At 55.3% G+C, this 17413-nt stretch carries 16 protein-coding genes; 13 read left to right on the top strand and 3 right to left on the bottom strand.

What is annotated here, in order from left to right; genetic code table 11:
* Positions 1-433 precede the first annotated feature (433 nt).
* The 10 genes from HMPREF1051_RS11605 to HMPREF1051_RS11560 all read left to right on the top strand — a co-directional run bounded on the left by HMPREF1051_RS11605 (position 434) and on the right by HMPREF1051_RS11560 (position 8806).
* Complete coding sequence (locus HMPREF1051_RS11605) at positions 434-1969, top strand: sodium-dependent transporter (protein WP_003768931.1); 1536 nt, start codon at positions 434-436, stop codon at positions 1967-1969.
* Positions 1966-2058, top strand: coding sequence for a methionine/alanine import family NSS transporter small subunit (locus HMPREF1051_RS13785; protein WP_009311042.1), 93 nt, complete (start codon positions 1966-1968; stop codon positions 2056-2058). Before HMPREF1051_RS11605 ends, HMPREF1051_RS13785 begins: the two co-directional genes overlap by 4 nt.
* A gap of 366 nt (positions 2059-2424) precedes the next feature.
* Positions 2425-2844 carry a glycine zipper domain-containing protein gene (locus HMPREF1051_RS11595; RefSeq protein ID WP_003768927.1) on the top strand — a complete coding sequence of 140 codons (420 nt, stop codon included), beginning with the start codon at positions 2425-2427 and terminating at the stop codon, positions 2842-2844.
* Positions 2845-3182: 338 nt separating this feature from the next.
* Positions 3183-3686: a D-glycero-beta-D-manno-heptose 1-phosphate adenylyltransferase gene (gene rfaE2, locus HMPREF1051_RS11590; RefSeq protein WP_003768921.1), complete on the top strand. Its 504-nt coding sequence runs from the start codon at positions 3183-3185 to the stop codon at positions 3684-3686.
* Complete coding sequence (locus tag HMPREF1051_RS11585; protein WP_003768929.1) at positions 3683-5482, top strand: bifunctional biotin--[acetyl-CoA-carboxylase] ligase/type III pantothenate kinase; 1800 nt, start codon at positions 3683-3685, stop codon at positions 5480-5482. The genes rfaE2 and HMPREF1051_RS11585 overlap by 4 nt, the downstream gene beginning before the upstream one ends.
* Before the next feature lie 182 nt (positions 5483-5664).
* Complete coding sequence (locus tag HMPREF1051_RS11580; protein ID WP_003768928.1) at positions 5665-6552, top strand: hypothetical protein; 888 nt, start codon at positions 5665-5667, stop codon at positions 6550-6552.
* 172 nt (positions 6553-6724) lie between these two features.
* Positions 6725-7222 (top strand): sel1 repeat family protein, encoded by a 498-nt coding sequence (locus HMPREF1051_RS11575; RefSeq protein ID WP_003768930.1) that lies wholly within the window; start codon positions 6725-6727, stop codon positions 7220-7222.
* An 83-nt stretch (positions 7223-7305) separates the two neighbouring features.
* On the top strand, positions 7306-7539 hold the full coding sequence (locus HMPREF1051_RS11570; RefSeq protein ID WP_002221492.1) for an RNA-binding S4 domain-containing protein: 234 nt from the start codon (positions 7306-7308) through the stop codon (positions 7537-7539).
* Positions 7517-7735, top strand: coding sequence for a hypothetical protein (locus HMPREF1051_RS11565; RefSeq protein WP_003768917.1), 219 nt, complete (start codon positions 7517-7519; stop codon positions 7733-7735). The genes HMPREF1051_RS11570 and HMPREF1051_RS11565 overlap by 23 nt, the downstream gene beginning before the upstream one ends.
* A gap of 234 nt (positions 7736-7969) precedes the next feature.
* Positions 7970-8806, top strand: a complete 837-nt coding sequence (locus HMPREF1051_RS11560; protein ID WP_003768924.1) for a PHP domain-containing protein — start codon at positions 7970-7972, stop codon at positions 8804-8806.
* 195 nt (positions 8807-9001) lie between these two features.
* Here the strand turns inward: HMPREF1051_RS11560 and HMPREF1051_RS11555 are convergent, their stop codons facing one another.
* On the bottom strand, positions 9002-10576 hold the full coding sequence (locus tag HMPREF1051_RS11555) for an inorganic phosphate transporter (protein ID WP_003756523.1): 1575 nt from the start codon (positions 10574-10576) through the stop codon (positions 9002-9004).
* A gap of 159 nt (positions 10577-10735) precedes the next feature.
* Between HMPREF1051_RS11555 and HMPREF1051_RS11550 the strand changes: the two genes are divergently transcribed.
* Entirely contained in the window at positions 10736-11836 is a 1101-nt protein-coding gene (locus HMPREF1051_RS11550) for an anhydro-N-acetylmuramic acid kinase (protein WP_003768932.1), read from the top strand.
* Positions 11837-11999: 163 nt separating this feature from the next.
* Here the strand turns inward: HMPREF1051_RS11550 and HMPREF1051_RS11545 are convergent, their stop codons facing one another.
* Both HMPREF1051_RS11545 and HMPREF1051_RS14675 read right to left on the bottom strand, forming a co-directional pair.
* On the bottom strand, positions 12000-12800 hold the full coding sequence (locus tag HMPREF1051_RS11545; protein ID WP_003768926.1) for a factor H-binding protein: 801 nt from the start codon (positions 12798-12800) through the stop codon (positions 12000-12002).
* A gap of 155 nt (positions 12801-12955) precedes the next feature.
* On the bottom strand, positions 12956-13126 hold the full coding sequence (locus HMPREF1051_RS14675; RefSeq protein WP_003768918.1) for a hypothetical protein: 171 nt from the start codon (positions 13124-13126) through the stop codon (positions 12956-12958).
* A 12-nt stretch (positions 13127-13138) separates the two neighbouring features.
* Here HMPREF1051_RS14675 and dnaE point away from each other — a divergent pair, with 12 nt between their 5' ends.
* Positions 13139-16573, top strand: a complete 3435-nt coding sequence (dnaE, locus tag HMPREF1051_RS11540) for a DNA polymerase III subunit alpha (protein WP_003768923.1) — start codon at positions 13139-13141, stop codon at positions 16571-16573.
* 176 nt (positions 16574-16749) lie between these two features.
* Positions 16750-17295: a hypothetical protein gene (locus HMPREF1051_RS11535; RefSeq protein WP_003768920.1), complete on the top strand. Its 546-nt coding sequence runs from the start codon at positions 16750-16752 to the stop codon at positions 17293-17295.
* The last annotated feature ends 118 nt before the right edge of the window (positions 17296-17413 follow it).

Genomic DNA, 17413 nt, shown 5'->3' with positions numbered 1-17413 from the left:
AGTGGATTAACTTTAAACCAGTACGGCGTTACCTCGCCTTAGCTCAAAGAGAACGATTCTCTAAGGTGCTGAAGCACCAAGTGAATCGGTTCCGTACTATCTGTACTGTCTGCGGCTTCGTCGCCTTGTCCTGATTTAAAGTTAATCCACTATAAATACCCCCTTTGAAAAAACAGGTCGTCTGAAAAAACGCCCCCCATCCTGAATCCCATCTTCCCTCATCTTCCCCAAACTGCCTGAAATACAGCTAAAAAATCCGTTTTCCCCACTTGCCAAGCCTGTTAAATTTTTTTACGATACAGCCATAGATTGTAAACAAAGGCCACAAGCCGACTGTTTTTTCAGACGACATTACCCCTGTCAGACTTCATTTCTATAACCGTAAGCCGCCAAGCGGCTGTTTTCATACCACATCAAAGCAAGAGGTATCAACGTGTCTGATTCCAAAACAAACGAACGCGCGACGTTTAGCAACCGCCGCGCGTTTATGGTTGCCGCCATCGGCTCTGCCGTCGGCCTGGGCAACATTTGGCGCTTCCCCTACATCGCCTTCGAAAACGGCGGCGGTGCGTTTCTCCTACCCTATCTGGTCGCACTCTTGACTGCGGGTATCCCGCTGCTGCTGATCGACTACGCCATCGGCCACCGCTACCGCGGCTCGCCCCCGCTGGCTTTCCGTCGCCTCGGCCGCTGGTTCGAGCCTGTGGGCTGGTGGAACGTCATGGCCAATATCATCATCTGTATCTACTACGCAGTCATCATCGGCTGGTCGGCAAGCTATGCGTATTACTCGCTGAACGCGGCATGGGGCGCAGATCCGCAGGCGTTTTTCTTTAAAGACTTTTTGAACATGGCAGGTCCTGAAGCCTTAGGCTTGGATTTTGTCGGCAAAGTCGTCGGCCCGCTGATCGGCGTATGGCTGTTTACCTGCATCATCATGGCTTTGGGCGTACAAAAAGGCGTAGCAGGCGCATCGTCGTTTTTCATGCCGCTGCTTTTGATTATGTTCATCATCATGGTCGGCATCTCGCTGACGCTGCCGGGCGCGGCCAAGGGCTTAGACGCGCTGTTTACGCCCAACTGGTCGAAACTTTCCGATCCTAGAGTCTGGGTTGCCGCATACGGTCAGATTTTCTTCTCGCTCTCCATCTGCTTCGGCATCATGGTGACTTACTCTTCCTACCTGAAGAAAAAAACCGACTTGGGCGGTACCGGCTTGGTTGTCGGCTTTGCCAACAGCAGCTTTGAATTGCTCGCCGGTATCGGCGTATTCGCCGCGCTGGGCTTTATCGCACAAGCCAATGGACAAGCCGTCAGTCAAGTTGCTTCCAGCGGCATTGGTTTGGCTTTCATCGCCTTCCCAACCATCATCAACCAAGCTCCGATGGGTGCGCTGATCGGCGTATTGTTCTTCGGTTCGTTGGTATTCGCAGGCATTACCTCGATGATTTCCATCGTCGAAGTCATCGTTGCCGCCATTCAGGACAAATTGAACATCGGCCGCGTCAACGCTACCCTGCTCGTCTGCATTCCGATGGGCATTATCTCCACTCTGCTCTTCGGCACGACCACCGGCCTGCCCGTTTTGGACGTATTGGACAAATTCGTCAACACCTACGGCATCGTCGCCGCCGGCTTCGTCTATGTTTTGGCCATCATCGCCCTGCGCAAACTGCCCGAACTGCGCAACCACCTGAACGCGCTCTCCTCCGTCCGCGTCGGTGCGATTTGGACTGCCAGCGTCATCTTTACCGTTGCCATGCTCGGCTATATGTTGTACCAAGACACAATCGGCCTGCTTAAAGAAAACTACTCGAAATATCCCAGCGATTTCCTCAATATCTTCGGCTGGGGCATGTCGATCGGTCTGATTGTCATCTCCGTGGTGCTGTCGCTTCTGCCTTGGAAGCATGGTCAAAACTTCAACGTCAAAGACGAACACGAACATGAACAAGGAGACAAAGAATGAGTACCTCAGCCATCGTCATGATGATTATCGCACTCGTCGTCATTTGGGGCGGATTCATTCTGTCCGTATGGCGGCTGCCTGAAGAATAGGCTTTTTCCCAACAAGTGTTGCAGACACCGCACAGGTCGTCTGAAACCCAAACGCCCCGAAACCGCATTGCGGCTTCGGGGCGTTTTATTGCCGCCAAATCCAAGACAGACCAAGCTTTCCGTCTATCAGCCGAGTAACCGTACCGAACAAAAGCAACATTTGTTTACGCTAATTTTCCACAGGCGGGCGAAGGTAAACAAAGGGCTGATTATAATGAAAATATAGTGGATTAAAATTGCAATGATACGGCGTTGCCAACGCCCTTATGTACTACCCGTACACGGCGGGCGTTGCCGCCTTGTCTCATTTTTATTTTAATCCACTATAACTCCGGCATCTGCCGTGTTTCACGAAAGGAAGAAACAATGACCATGAAACCACTTATGGCGGTATTGCTCGCCGCCAGCCTCAGCCTCCCCGCCATCCACGCGGAAGCGCGAGGCACGGCAAACCAGAAAAAAGCCACCCTTGCCGGCGCAGCAGCAGGCGCAGCCTTGGGCGGTCTATTGGGCAACGACGGACAAAGCGCGATCATCGGCGCAGTGGCGGGCGGCTTGGCAGGCAACGCCTACGCCTACCACAATAAAAAAATGAATCAAAAAGACAACGATATCGCCTTGCGCGACCGCCGTTACCGCGAATCCCGCTACTACGGCTACGACGGTTACGGCTACGGCGATCCGTACTACCGCGATACGTACTACAAAAAACACAAACATAAACATCACCACCGCAAACACTACCGCGACTGGGACGATGATTACTACGATTACGACGACGATTAAACCCATCGTTTGACTGTCTGAACAAAAGGTCGTCTGAAAACCTGAAACCGGGTTGAACCGCCTTCCAACCTTGGGGATGTCCTAGCCATTTTCAGACGACCTAGACAAGCCGGATTCTGCTTCCCGCAGATTCCGGCTTTTTCCATTTCCAAGCTCATCGTTCATGGTTGCATGACGTGATGCCGAACAAACCGCCGCATACAGGGACAACGCCAAAGTGGCAATTTTGTCGAATTCCGCCTTTTCAGACGACCCCTTACCCTCCCCCTCAAATTTACCTTTTCCGCCCGCTTCGGTATCATACCGCCTGTCTGTTTATCCCCAACGGAATCCCGATTATGTCTGACTGGTCCCTCCCCGATTTCGAACGCAAAATCTGTCCGCCCGAAGAATTGGCGCAACGTCTGCACGAACTGCCCCGCCCGCTGGTGTTTACCAACGGCTGTTTCGATATTCTGCACAGGGGGCATGTTACCTATCTGGCGCAGGCTCGGTCGGCGGGGGCGGCGTTGGTGCTGGCTTTGAACACGGATGCGTCCGTGCGCCGTTTGGGCAAGGGGGACGACCGCCCCGTCAATCCGCTGGAAAACCGCGCGGCGGTGGCGGCGGCATTGGCAAGCGTGGATTTGGTTACTTGGTTTGACGAAGACACGCCAGCCGAGCTGATTGAGCAAATCAAACCCGACATCCTGATTAAGGGCGGCGACTGGCCGGTCGAAAAAATCGTCGGCGCGCAAGAAACGCTGGCGCGCGGCGGCAAAGTGTTTTCCATTCCGTTCCTGCACCAGACTTCCACCACGAAAACGCTGGAAAAAATCCGCGCAGCCGAGGGCGGCAAATGACCGCGCTGAAACTGCCGCACAGTCGGGTTTTGGCGGAACTTGCCGACGGTCTGCCGCAACACGTTTCCCATCTCGCGCGTATCGCGGGCGTGAAGCCGCACCAACTCAACGGCTTTTGGCAACAGATGCCCGCACACATCCGCGGACTGCTGCGCCAGCACGACGGGCAGTGGCGGCTCGTGCGCCCGCTTGCCTTGTTTGACGAAGAAGCCTTGCAGCGTTTGGGCGCGGAACGCGGTTTTCAGACGACCTTAAAACATGAATGCACGTCCAGCAACGACGAAATCCTGAATCTGGCGCGCACTTCGCCCGAACAAGCCCATAAATCGCTCTGCGTCGCGCATCTGCAAACCAAAGGCCGCGGGCGGCAGGGACGCAAGTGGACACACCGGCTGGGCGAATGCCTGATGTTCAGCTTCGGCTGGGTATTCGACAAACCGCAGCACGAACTCGGCTCACTCGCCCCCGCCGTCGCGCTCGCCTGCCGTCGCGCCTTAGCCGCATCGGGTTTGGACATACAAATCAAGTGGCCGAACGATTTGGTCGCCGGCAGGGACAAACTCGGCGGTATCCTGATCGAAACCGTCCGCAACGAGGGCAAAACCGCCGCCGTCATCGGCATAGGCATCAATTTCGTCCTGCCCAAAGAAGTCGAAAACGCCGCCTCCGTCCAAGCCCTTTTTCACAACGCGCAGCTTGCCCGCGGCACCGCCTCCGTACACTGCATTCCCGCTTCAACGCTGTTGGACAAATTATTGGGCGAACTCAATGCCGTGCTGACGCAATACGCGCAAGACGGGTTCACCCCCTTCCTCGAAGAATACCAAACCGCCCACCGCGACCACGGCAGACCCGTCCTGCTCCTGCGCGACGGGCAAACCGTAAACGAAGGCACCGTACTCAATGTCGATGCGCAAGGCGCGTTGCACCTGATGACAGCCGCAGGCGAACAAACCGTCGTCAGCGGCGAAATCAGCCTGCGCCTCGACGACACGCCCCGCACCGCCGCGCCGCGCCCGCCCGAACGCCTCCTCCTGCTCGACGGCGGCAACAGCCAGCTCAAATGGGCATGGGTGGAAAACGGCGTGTTCAACGAAGTCACCCGTGCGCCGTACCGCGATTTGAGCAAGCTCGGCGAAGAATGGGCAGCGCGTTCAGACGACCGCACCCGCATCGTCGGCTGCGCCGTGTGCGGCGACCTCAAAAAAGCCCTGGTCGAAGCCCACCTGACCGCGCCCGTCCGCTGGCTGCCCTCCATGCCGCAGGCGCTCGGCATCCGCAACCACTACCGCAACCCCGCCGAACACGGCTCCGACCGCTGGTTCAACGCCTTGGGCAGCCGCCGTTTCAGCCAAAACGCCTGTGTCGTCGTCAGCTGCGGCACTGCCGTAACCACCGACGCGCTCACCGAAGACAACCATTATCTCGGCGGCACCATCATGCCCGGCTTCCACCTCATGAAAGAAGCACTCGCCGCCAAAACCGCCAACCTCGACCGCCCAGCCGGAAAAGTGTACCCCTTCCCCACCACCACGCCCAACGCCATCACCAGCGGCATGATGGATGCCGTTTGCGGAGCCGTCATCATGATGCACGGGCGGCTGCAACAAAAAACGGGCGAAGACAAACCCGTCGACGTCATCATCACCGGCGGCGGCGCAAGCAAAGTTGTCAACGCCCTGCCCAAGCAGTTTGTTTTGGACAATACAGTAAAAATTGTAGATAATCTCGTCATTTACGGCTTATTGAACTGGGTCGCGCAAGAGCAGGAACAGCCTGATAAATTGCCCGAATAAGCAGCCATACCGTAGCGCAGATTCAAAAAGGTCGTCTGAAACGCAACACCGCTTTTCAGACGACCTTCAGACGCAGCAAACTTCAGCCGATTGGTTTTGATGCCGATCCGCCACAACCAATAACAACACAAAACCGCCCGCACACCGCAACGGCAACCGAACACAAAAAAGGAAAACAACTCATGAAATGGCTTTTCGCCGCCCTCGTGGCACTCAACATCATCGTCTTCGGCGGCATGATTACGCACCGCCTCAACAACGCCAAATCCCCCAACGCCGCGCCCGTAGAAGGCGGTGCCCACGAACTCGCCCAACCTGAATCCCTGCGCCCGCAGCAAGCCCCCGCGCCTGCCGACAACGCGCAACCCGACTGGCTGCAAACCGACGAAACACAAGCCGACCTGCCCGAGCCCGAATCCGAAGAAGCCATAGCCGAACGCAAGAAAAAAGAAGAAGAGGAACAGGCGCGCCGCGAAAAAGAAAAAAAAGAACGTGAAGAAAAAGCCCGCCGCGAAAAAGAAAAAGCCGCCGCCGAAAACACCAACCCGGCTGCTGCCGCCAACGAAAATCCCGCCGCCAAAAACACAGCCGCCGCCCGCCAATGTACGTCTAACGCCAGCGTTACCCTGGATGAAGACGACTACCACCGCATCAAAGGCCTGCTGACCCGTTGGCCGCACGCCGCCAGCCGCACCGTAGAAAAACGCGGCGCATCGAAAGACCACGCCGCCAAAACCTTCCGCGTCGTGCTGCCTGCCGACAGCGAAGCCATGAACCGCCTCGAAGCACTCGGTAACAAAGGCTTCAACGGCACGCTTCACAACGGCGAAATCAGCCTCGGCGTCATGAAAAGCCGCTCCTCCGCCCAAGTCCTCATCTCGCGCCTGTCCGCAGCAGGTTTCGGCGGCGCGCGCATCGTCGAACAAGACGACAAAGGCAACGCTGCCGACAGCACCCTCAGCGTCTCCCGCATGACCGTCATCTTCATGTCGGTCGATGAAAAAGACGCACAGGAAATCCGCAACATCGTCGGCCGCTACGGCAGCCTGAATATGAAAACCTGCAAATAAAACCCAAAGGTCGTCTGAACGTTTTCAGACGACCTTTTGCAAAGATGCAACAGATTAGGCGGCAGTCAAATCTCTTTTGAAAAGCCGAATAAGTTAACGTTGATATCGCTCCCACCTTCACGCTACGAAACCGCCGACAAACCCTTATCCGCACAAAGGTTCTTGAGAAACCATGAAACCCGCCCAAACCTCCCTACTGTTCGCCCTTCTGCTCGGACTACTGCCGGCAGCATACGCCGAAGACTACGACGACGAAGCCTATCAAAACCTGATCACGCAATGCACGCGCAACCAGCTCGACAGTTGCGTCACACTCGGCATTTGGACCCGCGACTATCTGGAAAGCCCCGCCGATGCCTACCTGCCGCTGAAAAAAGCCTGCGACGGCAAAAACATGAAGGGCTGCAACGTATTGGCAAACCTCTATTTAGACCCATACAGCGGTTTGGGCATGGACTACCCAAAAGCCCTCGAACTTTACCGCAAAGCCTGCAAAGGCGGCTATGAAAACGCCTGCCGCAACGCCAAAGAAACCGAAGAGGAAATGCGCAATCAAACGGCGGAAGACCGCGCAGCCAAACGCCAAGAGCGGCTGGAGGCACTGCAACGTTCCTGCATGGGCGAAAACGATGCCGCTTGCAGGGCCTTACAACGCGAATTGCAACGCTGATACAGAAGCCGCGGTCGTCTGAAACGGCTTTCAGACGACCTATGCTACAATTTCACGCATCCGAACCCATTACAGGAAAATTCATGGAAGCCACCGTCTATCTCGAAGACAACGAATACATCGCCTTATGCGACCTCTTGAAGCTCGCCGGACTTGCCGAAAGCGGCGGGCAGGCGAAAGCGTTTATCGCCGAAGGGCTGGTGTTGCGCAACGGCGAAACCGAAACCCGCAAAACCGCCAAAATACGCGGCGGCGAAGTCATCGAGTTTGACGGCGCGCGCTTGGAAATCGCCGATGGATACGACCCTGAAGAATAAAGCCGAAGCCCTCTTGGGCGAGCCGCTTTTAGACGAACCCGTCCGCCCCGAATCGTGGGAATGCTGCGGCAGCGACTGCGGCGATGTCTGCATCCAGACGGTTTATTGGACGGAAAAAGCCCGCTACGATGCGCAACGGCGGAAATTGAAAGAAGCGGGTTGGACGGACGACGAAGACAGCGGAAAGGTCGTCTGAAAACGGTTTGGCTGGATGAAACCGCGTTTTCAGACGACCTTTTATTGTTAAACACCGCTGCTCGGATAGTGGCATCCGACAAAGCTTCTAATATTTCGTCCATTCAAATCATTACGGCAGGATTTGAAATGTCGGATTCAAAAATCCGAACTACTGGATTTCAGACGACCTTTGTCCGACTCGGTTTTCAACATGACCGTCTCCGCCCTTCATTCACCACACACATAACGCCCCATGATAGACCTGCACTGCCATTCCACCGTTTCCGACGGTATGCTCTCCCCCGCCGAAGTCGTGCGCCTCGCGCATCAAAACGGCTGCACGCTGCTGGCGTTGACCGACCACGACCACACCGGCGGCATCGCCGAAGCGCGCGCCGAATCCGACAAGCTCGGGCTGCGTTTTGTCAACGGCGTGGAAATCTCCGTAACTTGGCGCGGGCGTACCATACACGTTGTCGGTTTGGATTTCGACGAACAAGACGAAAACCTGCAAAACCTGTTGGCGCAAGTACGGCAAGGCCGTCTGAAACGCCTTGAAGCCATCGCCGCCAAGCTCGAAAAGAAAGGCATCAGCGGCGCATACGACGGTGCGCTCGCGCTGGCGGCAAACAAAGAAATGGTCAGCCGCACCCACATCGCCGAGTTCCTCATCCGAGCGGGACACGTCAAAAACAAGCAGCAGGCGTTCACCAAATACTTGGGCGACGGCAAACCCTGCGCCGTCCACCACGAATGGGCGACGCTGGCAGACTGCGTCTCCGCCGTCAACGGTGCGGGCGGCATGGCGGTCATCGCCCACCCCATGCGCTACGACTTGTCCGCCACCGCCAAGCGCAATCTGTTTGAAGAATTTAAAAACCTCGGCGGCGTGGGCATCGAAGTCCACAGTGGCAACTGCTGCAAAAACGACCGACTCAACTACGCGCTGCTGGCAGAACGCTTCGGCATGCTCGCCAGCGCGGGCAGCGACTTCCACCGCTTAAACGACTTCAGCGGCGGCATCCTCGGCGCGTGTCCCGAGCTGCCGGAAAACTGCAAACCGGTTTGGGAACATTTCAAAAGGGTTTGAGCAAACAAACTTCAAGAAAATATCTAAAAATTGCGTCCAATCATCGTTCTTTTCGTTTAGACGGCAACGTTCTACGTTCCGAACCAAACCGGTCGAACACTTATCTTGCCTCTCTTTTATCTTGATTTTGCCATAAAAAAGGTCGTCTGAAAGCGGGAACAGTGCTTTCAGACGACCTTTTGTGTAGCAATCCGATTAGAACAGGGCTTGCAGAATCAGGTAGCAGGTCACGGACAGGATGGCGGCGGCAGGCAGGGTAATGACCCATGCCAAGCCGATGGGTTTCATCAGCTTCCAGTTGGCGTTGCGGTTGACCAAACCGATGCCGAGTACCGCGCCGACCAAAATATGGGTACTGGATACGGGCAGCCCCATAAAGGAGGCGGCCATCACGACGGCGGCGGCGGAGAGTTCGGCGGTAAAGCCCGAAGCGGGGTGCATTTCCGCCAAGCTGCTGCCGACGGTTTTAATCACTTCTTTACCGACAAACCACAAGCCGACAATCAAGGCGATACCGAATGTCAGCATGGCAATCGGCGGAACGGCGTTTTGAGAGGTAATGCTGTTGGTACGCAATGCGTCCATAATGGCGGCAAACGGGCCGATGGCGTTGGCAATATCGTTCGCGCCGTGGCTGAAGGCGAAGCCGCAGGCGGTAAATACCTGCATCCATGAAAACATTTGAAAAGTGGATTTATCCAAATCTTTGCGCTTCAGGCTTTTGGCGAATACGAACGTACCCATCCACACTGCCGCGCCGATCATGAAGATGGTCAGGAAGCTGTTGACATTGCTCATGCCTAAGTGAAGATTGTTCAACCCTTTGAAAATCAGCATGGCGGCAATCATCATCCCGCCGAAAGAGGCGATAAAGGGAACCCAAGAATGAAGGGCTTTATAGGAGTCGACGTTGTTTTTGCGGTTGTCCAAATCGTACAGGCCGCGGTAGTAGTCGCTTTTCAGATCGGCGGGATCAAAATCCGGCTCGTCGTAGATTTGCGCGTCGTGCGCCATTTTGGTGGCGTATTCGACTTTTTCGCTTTCGCTCAAGGCTTCAAAAAACAGGCGGTGCTGTTCTTTGTAAGCCTTTTTTTCTTGCTTGATGCCCTTGAGCGTGCCTTCCGCCCAAGCGTTGTAATCCAAAACGTTTTTCTTCACTCTGGAAAACAGTAAATAGGAAACCGTACCGCCCAAAATGGGGGACAAAACCCAAGACAGGGCGATTTCGCCCAATTTGCTCCATTGAATCAGATCGCCCGCGTTCATATTGTTCATCACCGCCATGCAGACCGCGCTGCCGACGATACCGCCGATAATGGCGTGGGTAGTGGAAACGGGCAGGCCTTTGCGTGAGGCGAACAGAAGCCACAATGCCGCCGCAAGCAGCGCGGACATCATGATAAAGACAAACTGCATAGGCTGAAGGTCGATGCCGTTCAAATCCACAATGCCTTTGCGTATGGTATCGGTCACTTCGCCGCCCGCAATCACCGCGCCGCTGACCTCGAACACCGCCGCAATCAGCAAAGCCTGGGGAATCGTCAGCGTACCGGAGCCGACGCTGGTACCGAAGGAATTGGCGATATCGTTGCCGCCCACGTTAAACGCCATGAAAACGCCGAACATGGTAGCGATAATGAACAATATGGAATGGTTGTAATGGGTATAGCCCAAGCCCCAGTAAATAAAATAGCCGACCATGCCCACCAGCATAGCGGCAAAGACAGCATTAATCAGCTTCAAGTTGGCACTCATCTGAGTTTGAGCCATAGGATCAGCTTCCTTAAGAATTGCGGATGTGTTTCGGACTATTGTAACCTTTTTGCAATCTTTCTTGAAACATTTATTTACCTTCGCCGCGCCAAATACCTGACAAATCGCAAAACCGCGTTAAAATGTTTTTTTACGGCCTAATCCGAACCACAACCCATGAATACCCAACTTTATATCGGCATCATGTCCGGCACCAGCATGGATGGTGCAGATGCCGTGCTTATTCGTATGCAGAGCAATCAATGGCAGGGCGCGCTGGCTCATGCCTTTACCCCGTATTCAGACGACCTCCGTCAAGAGCTTCTAAACCTTCAAAATATCGGCGACAACGAATTGCACCGCAGCAATATCCTGTCCCAGACCCTCAGCCGCCTTTACGCGCAAACCGTCCACACCCTCCTCTCAGAACAAAACCTGCCCGCCGAAGCCGTTACCGCCATCGGCTGCCACGGGCAAACCGTCCGCCACGCCCCCGAACACGGTTACAGCATCCAGCTTGCCAACTTGCCCCTGCTGGCGGAACTGACCGGCATTTTTACCATCGGCGATTTCCGCAGCCGCGATTTGGCTTCGGGCGGACAAGGCGCGCCGCTGGTTCCCGCCTTCCACCAAGCCCTGTTCCAACATCCGCAGGAAACCCGCGTCGTCCTCAATATCGGCGGCATCTCCAACATCAGCGTCTTACCGCCGCAGCAAGCCGCGTTCGGCTTCGACACCGGTCCCGGCAATATGCTGATGGACGCGTGGATGCAGCACAACTGGCAGCAGTCATACGACCGCAACGGGCAACGCGCCGCACAAGGCACTATCCTGCCTGATTTGCTGGACCGCCTGCTCGACCATCCCTATTTCAGACGACCCCACCCCAAAAGTACGGGCAGGGAGCTTTTCTCCTTAAACTGGCTTCAAGGTCGTCTGAAAGGCGGCGAAAAGCCCGAAGATGTTTTAAGAACCTTGGTTCGCTACACCGCGCAAACCATCCGCGACGCCGTCGATACAGCCGCCCCCGACACGCGCAATCTCTATGTCTGCGGCGGCGGCATCCGCAATCCGGTTTTGATGCAGGATTTGGCGGACCTGTTCTCCCCCTCTGTCGGATTGAACAGCACCGCAGCGCTCCACCTTGACCCGCAATGGGTCGAAGCCGCCGCTTTTGCCTGGCTCGCCGCGTGCTGGATAAACCGAACGCCCAGCAGCCCGAACCATGCGACCGGCGCAGCCAAAGCCTGCATCTTGGGCGCAGGCCACTACGCCTGATATCCGATTTCAGACGACCCGTCCGATATCGGCTGCCATAGCCGGACAATCCGTCCGCGTCCAAACTCCGTCCCATCAAAAAAGGTCGTCTGAAAAGCGGCAACCCGAGTTTGAAACTTGGTTGAACCGCGTTTTCAGACGACCTTTTACACGTCTCTTTCAATTATTCTTTTTTACCGGCAAGTCCGATGTCTTTTTCTTTATCGCCGACCTTCACTTGCGCCTTACCGGCAATCTCTTCGGCCTTGCTGCCGAAAATGTTCAAACGGTAGCTGCCTTTGTCTTCATTGTTGAGCGTCGCGCGTCCGTTGATTGCCGAACCCGCCCCTGCTGCGGCAATGTTGGCGGCAGCCAAATCGACATTGTAATCAGGCGCCATGCCGCTGATTTTGCCCTGACCTTGTTTTTTCTCAAAATCGATGGTGTACGTCAGGCGGCCGCTATTATCGTCGCCGTTAAACGCGATGCCGCGGTAGGTATAGCGGCCCAGTTGCGGCAGGTCTTTAAAGGCAATTTCCTTACCTTGCACTTCGCCGACTTTAAATTCATACGCCTGCAAGTCTTTCAGCTTGTTGCCGTCGGCAGGATCGGCTTTCTGCTTGATATATTTGGCAGCGACAGCCGAATTGTCTTGTTTGTAAACCATAAAATCGCCACGTTCCAAATCGATGACCTGTCCGTTGACGTTGATTTTGCCGACGTAATCATAATAGGAAATCTTGTCGCGCTTCAGAAAGGCGGTGTCCAAATTGTCGCCTTTTTTAAGCGTTTGCACCTTATTGTTGGCACTCAGCTGCATCGTGCCGTTTTCGGGAACGCTCTCGAAAACGGTAATGTATTTCACGCCCTTAGCCTTAGGATCAAAGCCTTTGCCTATCGCATCGGACAGCGCGGAAGAGGAGCTGCCGCAGGCGGCAAGCGTAGAAACCAAAGATGCGGCAAGAACCAAGCGGACGGCTTTCATGGTTTTCCTTTCGTTTGAAGTTGTTTGATAACATATTCATATTATCGCACCAGCCCTCAATGACGTATGATTTAAATCAATATTCATCATTCCTATTCCGCCGCTTTGCCAGCCTTTGCAGTTTATACCGTCGTCTTTTCATTTTTGTGAAACCGTTACACAGTCCCGCCGATTGCCAAACAACCCGATACCATGCTGCTTCCGCCATCTGCCTCTACCGTTGAGGTCGTCTGAAAGCCCGCTGCACTCGTTTTAGCGAAACTCACTTTGTTCGTTTTCAGACGACCTTTTTCCAACCCTGCTACAATACGCCTTTTATTGTTCACGCCGATTTTGCCATGACCGAGCCGACCTACATCCCGCTGCGCCTGCATACCGAGTTCTCAATTACCGACGGTATGGTGCGGATTAAAAAACTGATTGCCAAAGCGCAGGAATACGGTTTGCCTGCTTTGGGCATCAGCGATTTGATGAACGAATTCGGTTTGGTGAAATTTTATAAAGCCTGCCGCAGCGCGGGGATTAAGCCCGTCGGTGCGGCGGATGTGTGGATAGGCAATCCGAATGCGCCCGACAAGCCGTTCCGCGCCATGCTGATTATCCGCAACGATGCGGGCTATCTGCGCCTGAGCGAGCTTTTGACGGCGGCTTATGTCGGCAAAGACCGCAATGTCCACCATGCGGAACTCAATCCCGAATGGCTGGAAAACGGCGACAACAGCGGCTTGATTTGTTTGAGCGGCGCGCATTACGGCGAAGTGGGCGTGAATCTCTTGAACGGCAATGAAGACGCGGCGCGTGCGGCGGCGTTAAAGTATGCGGCGTGGTTTCCCGATGCGTTTTATCTGGAGCTGCAACGCCTGCCCGAGCGTCCCGAATGGGAGGCTTGCGTTTCGGGCAGCGTAAAGCTGGCGGAGGAATTGGGTTTGCCGGTGGTGGCGACGCATCCGACGCAGTTTATGAGCCGCGACGATTTCAACGCGCACGAGGCGCGGGTGTGCATCGCGGGCGGCTGGGTGCTGACGGACAAGAAACGTCCGCGCGATTTTACGCCGAGCCAGTTTTTCATTCCACCAGAAACGATGCTGGAGCGTTTCGCCGATTTGCCCGAAGCCTTGGAAAACACGGTGGAAATTGCCAAACGCTGCAATATCCATATCACGCTGGGCAAAAACTTCCTGCCGCTCTTCCCTACTCCGGACGGCCTGTCGCTGGATGATTATTTAGTGAAACTGTCCAACGAGGGCTTGCAGGAACGCATGGTTCAGCTTTATCCCGACGAGGCGGAGCGGGCGGCGAAAATGCCGGAATATCAGGAGCGGCTGGATTTTGAGTTGAACATCATCATCCAGATGAAATTCCCCGGCTATTTCCTTATCGTACAAGACTTTATCAACTGGGCGAAAACGCACGGCTGTCCGGTCGGGCCGGGACGCGGTTCGGGCGCGGGTTCGCTGGTGGCGTATTCGCTGAAAATTACCGACCTCGACCCGCTGAAATACGCGCTGCTGTTCGAACGTTTCTTGAACCCCGAACGCGTCTCCATGCCCGACTTCGACGTGGACTTTTGCCAAAGCAACCGCGGCCGCGTGATTGAATATGTGCGCGACAAATACGGCGCGCAGGCGGTGAGCCAGATTGTGACCTTCGGCACGATGTCGTCCAAAGCGGTGATCCGCGACGTAGGGCGCGTGCTGGAACTGCCGTTTACCCTGTGCGACAAACTGTCGAAGCTGATTCCTCTGGAAGCCAACAAACCTTTGGGTTTGGACGAGGCAATGAAGGCGGAGCCGCAAATTCAGGAATTGATCGAGGCGGAAGAAGCGGACGAACTGATTACGCTGGCGAAAAAGCTGGAAGACCTGACGCGCGGTCTGGGTATGCACGCGGGCGGCGTGTTGATTGCGCCGGGCAAGATTTCCGATTACAGCCCCGTGTATCAGGCGGACGAATCCGCCTCGCCCGTATCCATGTACGACAAGGGCGACGTGGAAGACGTGGGTTTGGTGAAGTTCGACTTTTTGGGCCTGCGCAACCTGACCATTATCGAAATGGCGCAGAACAACATCAAAAACACCACCGGCGATATTGTCGATGTCGGCAAAATCCCGCTCGACGACCAGGCTGCCTACAAAATCTTCCGCGATGCGAACACTACCGCCGTATTCCAGTTCGAATCGACCGGCATGAAAAAAATGCTGAAAACGGCGCACACCACCAAGTTTGAAGAACTCATCGCCTTCGTATCGCTCTACCGACCCGGCCCGATGGACAACATCCCCGACTTCGTCGCGCGTATGAAGGGTCAGGAATTCCAATACATCCACCCGCTGCTCGAAGGCATCCTCGCGCCGACCTACGGGATTATGGTGTATCAGGAACAAGTGATGCAGGCGGCGCAGATTATCGGCGGCTACTCGCTCGGCGGCGCGGACTTGCTGCGCCGCGCCATGGGTAAGAAAAAGCCCGAAGAAATGGTGAAACACCGCGAAATCTTCGCCGAAGGCGCGGCAAAACAAGGCATTTCGCGCGAAAAATCCGACGAAATCTTCAACTACATGGAAAAATTCGCCGGCTACGGTTTCAACAAATCCCACGCCGCCGCCTACGCCCTGATTTCCTACCAGACCGCATGGCTCAAAGCCCATTACCCCGCCGAATTTATGGCGGCGACCATGTCGTCTGAATTGGACAACACCGACCAGCTCAAACATTTCTACGACGACTGCCGCGCCAACGGCATCGAGTTCCTGCCGCCCGACATCAACGAATCCGACTACCGCTTCACGCCGTATCCGAACATGAAAATCCGCTACGCACTCGGCGCGATTAAAGGCACGGGCGAAGCCGCCGTCGAATCCATCATCGCCGCGCGTCAAAGCGGCGGCAAGTTTACCGGCCTGTTGGACTTCTGCGAGCGCGTCGGCAAAGAACACATGAACCGCCGCACCCTCGAAGCCCTGATACGCGGCGGCGCGTTCGACAGCATCGAACCCAACCGCGCCATGCTCTTGGCAAACATCGACCTCGCCATGAACAACGCCGACCAAAAAGCCGCCAACGCCAATCAGGGCGGACTTTTCGACATGATGGAAGACGCCATCGAACCGGTGCAGCTCATCGACGCGCCCATGTGGAGCGAATCGGAAAAACTCGCCGAAGAAAAAACCGTCATCGGCTTTTACCTGTCCGGCCACCCCTTCGGCCCGTATGCCCAAGAAGTCCGCCAAATCGCCCCGACCAAATTAGGTCGTCTGAAACCGCAAGACAGCGTGCGCCTCGCCGGATTCGTTACCGCCGTGCGCACCATGATGGGCAAACGCGGCAAAATCGCCTTCGTCAGCCTCGAAGATTTGAGCGGACAGATTGAAATCATGGTCAGCGGCCAGACGCTGGAAAACTGCGCCGACTACCTCAAATCCGACCAAGTGCTGATTATCGAATCCAAAGTCAGCCGCGATGATTACGGCGGCGGCGACGGGCTGCGCATCATGGCAAACCAAGTCATGACCCTGCAAATGGCGCGCGAACGTTACGCCCGCAGCCTCAGTCTCGCCCTCGCCCCCGGCCACGACATCGAACGCCTCGCCGCTATCCTCACCGCCCACCGCCTGCCCGACACGTCGCACATCCCGCTGCAACTGTCGTACAGCAACGACAAAGCGTCGGGCAAGTTTCAAGTGCCGCCGAAATGGATGGTGACGCCGAGCTCTGCGTTATTCGACGAACTGGAAAAACTGCTCGGCAGCAGGGCAGTACGCGTGAATTGGTAAGGAACAGGGGTCGTCTGAAACAGCGACGGAAAGCTGCTGTTTAAACTGCATCGCCATTAAAATACAAAGCTGTACCTTTATTATCAGACGACGTTTGATAAACCATTCAAAGACGTCGTCTGAAAACGCAAAACCACACCACATTACAATTAAATCATCACTCACCACACCACATCATGAACACATACTCCGAAGAACCTGACGGCTTCATCCTGTATGACGAAAGGCCCGATCCCTTCGACAACCGCCGCGCCAGCCGTACGCGCTTTGCGGCAGTAAACCTGCCCATTTTGCTGGGCATCAGCGCAGTGTCCGCACTATTGCTGTGGATTACCCAATCATGCTTGGGTCAATGCGGCATCAACCGGCAGGTCGGCGGCGCAGTGCATGTCTTTGCCATCGCCCTTTACGGTCTGCTGCACTATCAAAGCACTTGGCTGGAAAAACGCTGCAATGATGCAGGAAAGGGACATTATCCGGCGATATGGATGTTCAGAATCAGCCTCGTACTTGCCGCCATCAGCCTGATATTGCCGGTATTTACATTGCCTATGGTCGCAGGCGGACTGCTTCAATTCGTCTACGGCATGATATTGCCGTCCAACCCGCTGCCCAATCTGATGGGCTACCCCAAAGCCAACTCGACAGCCCTGCAAATCTGCGCGCTCTTAGCGTGTATCACGGCAGTGTTGATGGCTATCGGATTGCTACATTGGTTTTAAGTATTCCCAAATATAGTGGATTAACTTTAAACCAGTACGGCATTGCCTCGCTTTGCCGTACTATCTGTACTGTCTGCGGCTTCGTCGCCTTGTCCTGATTTAAATTTAATCCACTATA

The sequence above is a fragment of the Neisseria sicca VK64 genome, from assembly GCF_000260655.1.
In the GTDB taxonomy this organism is placed as follows: Bacteria; Pseudomonadota; Gammaproteobacteria; order Burkholderiales; family Neisseriaceae; genus Neisseria; species Neisseria sicca_B.
Note: the sequence above shows the minus strand (reverse complement) of the source record. Positions and strands in the feature narration are given on the sequence as shown.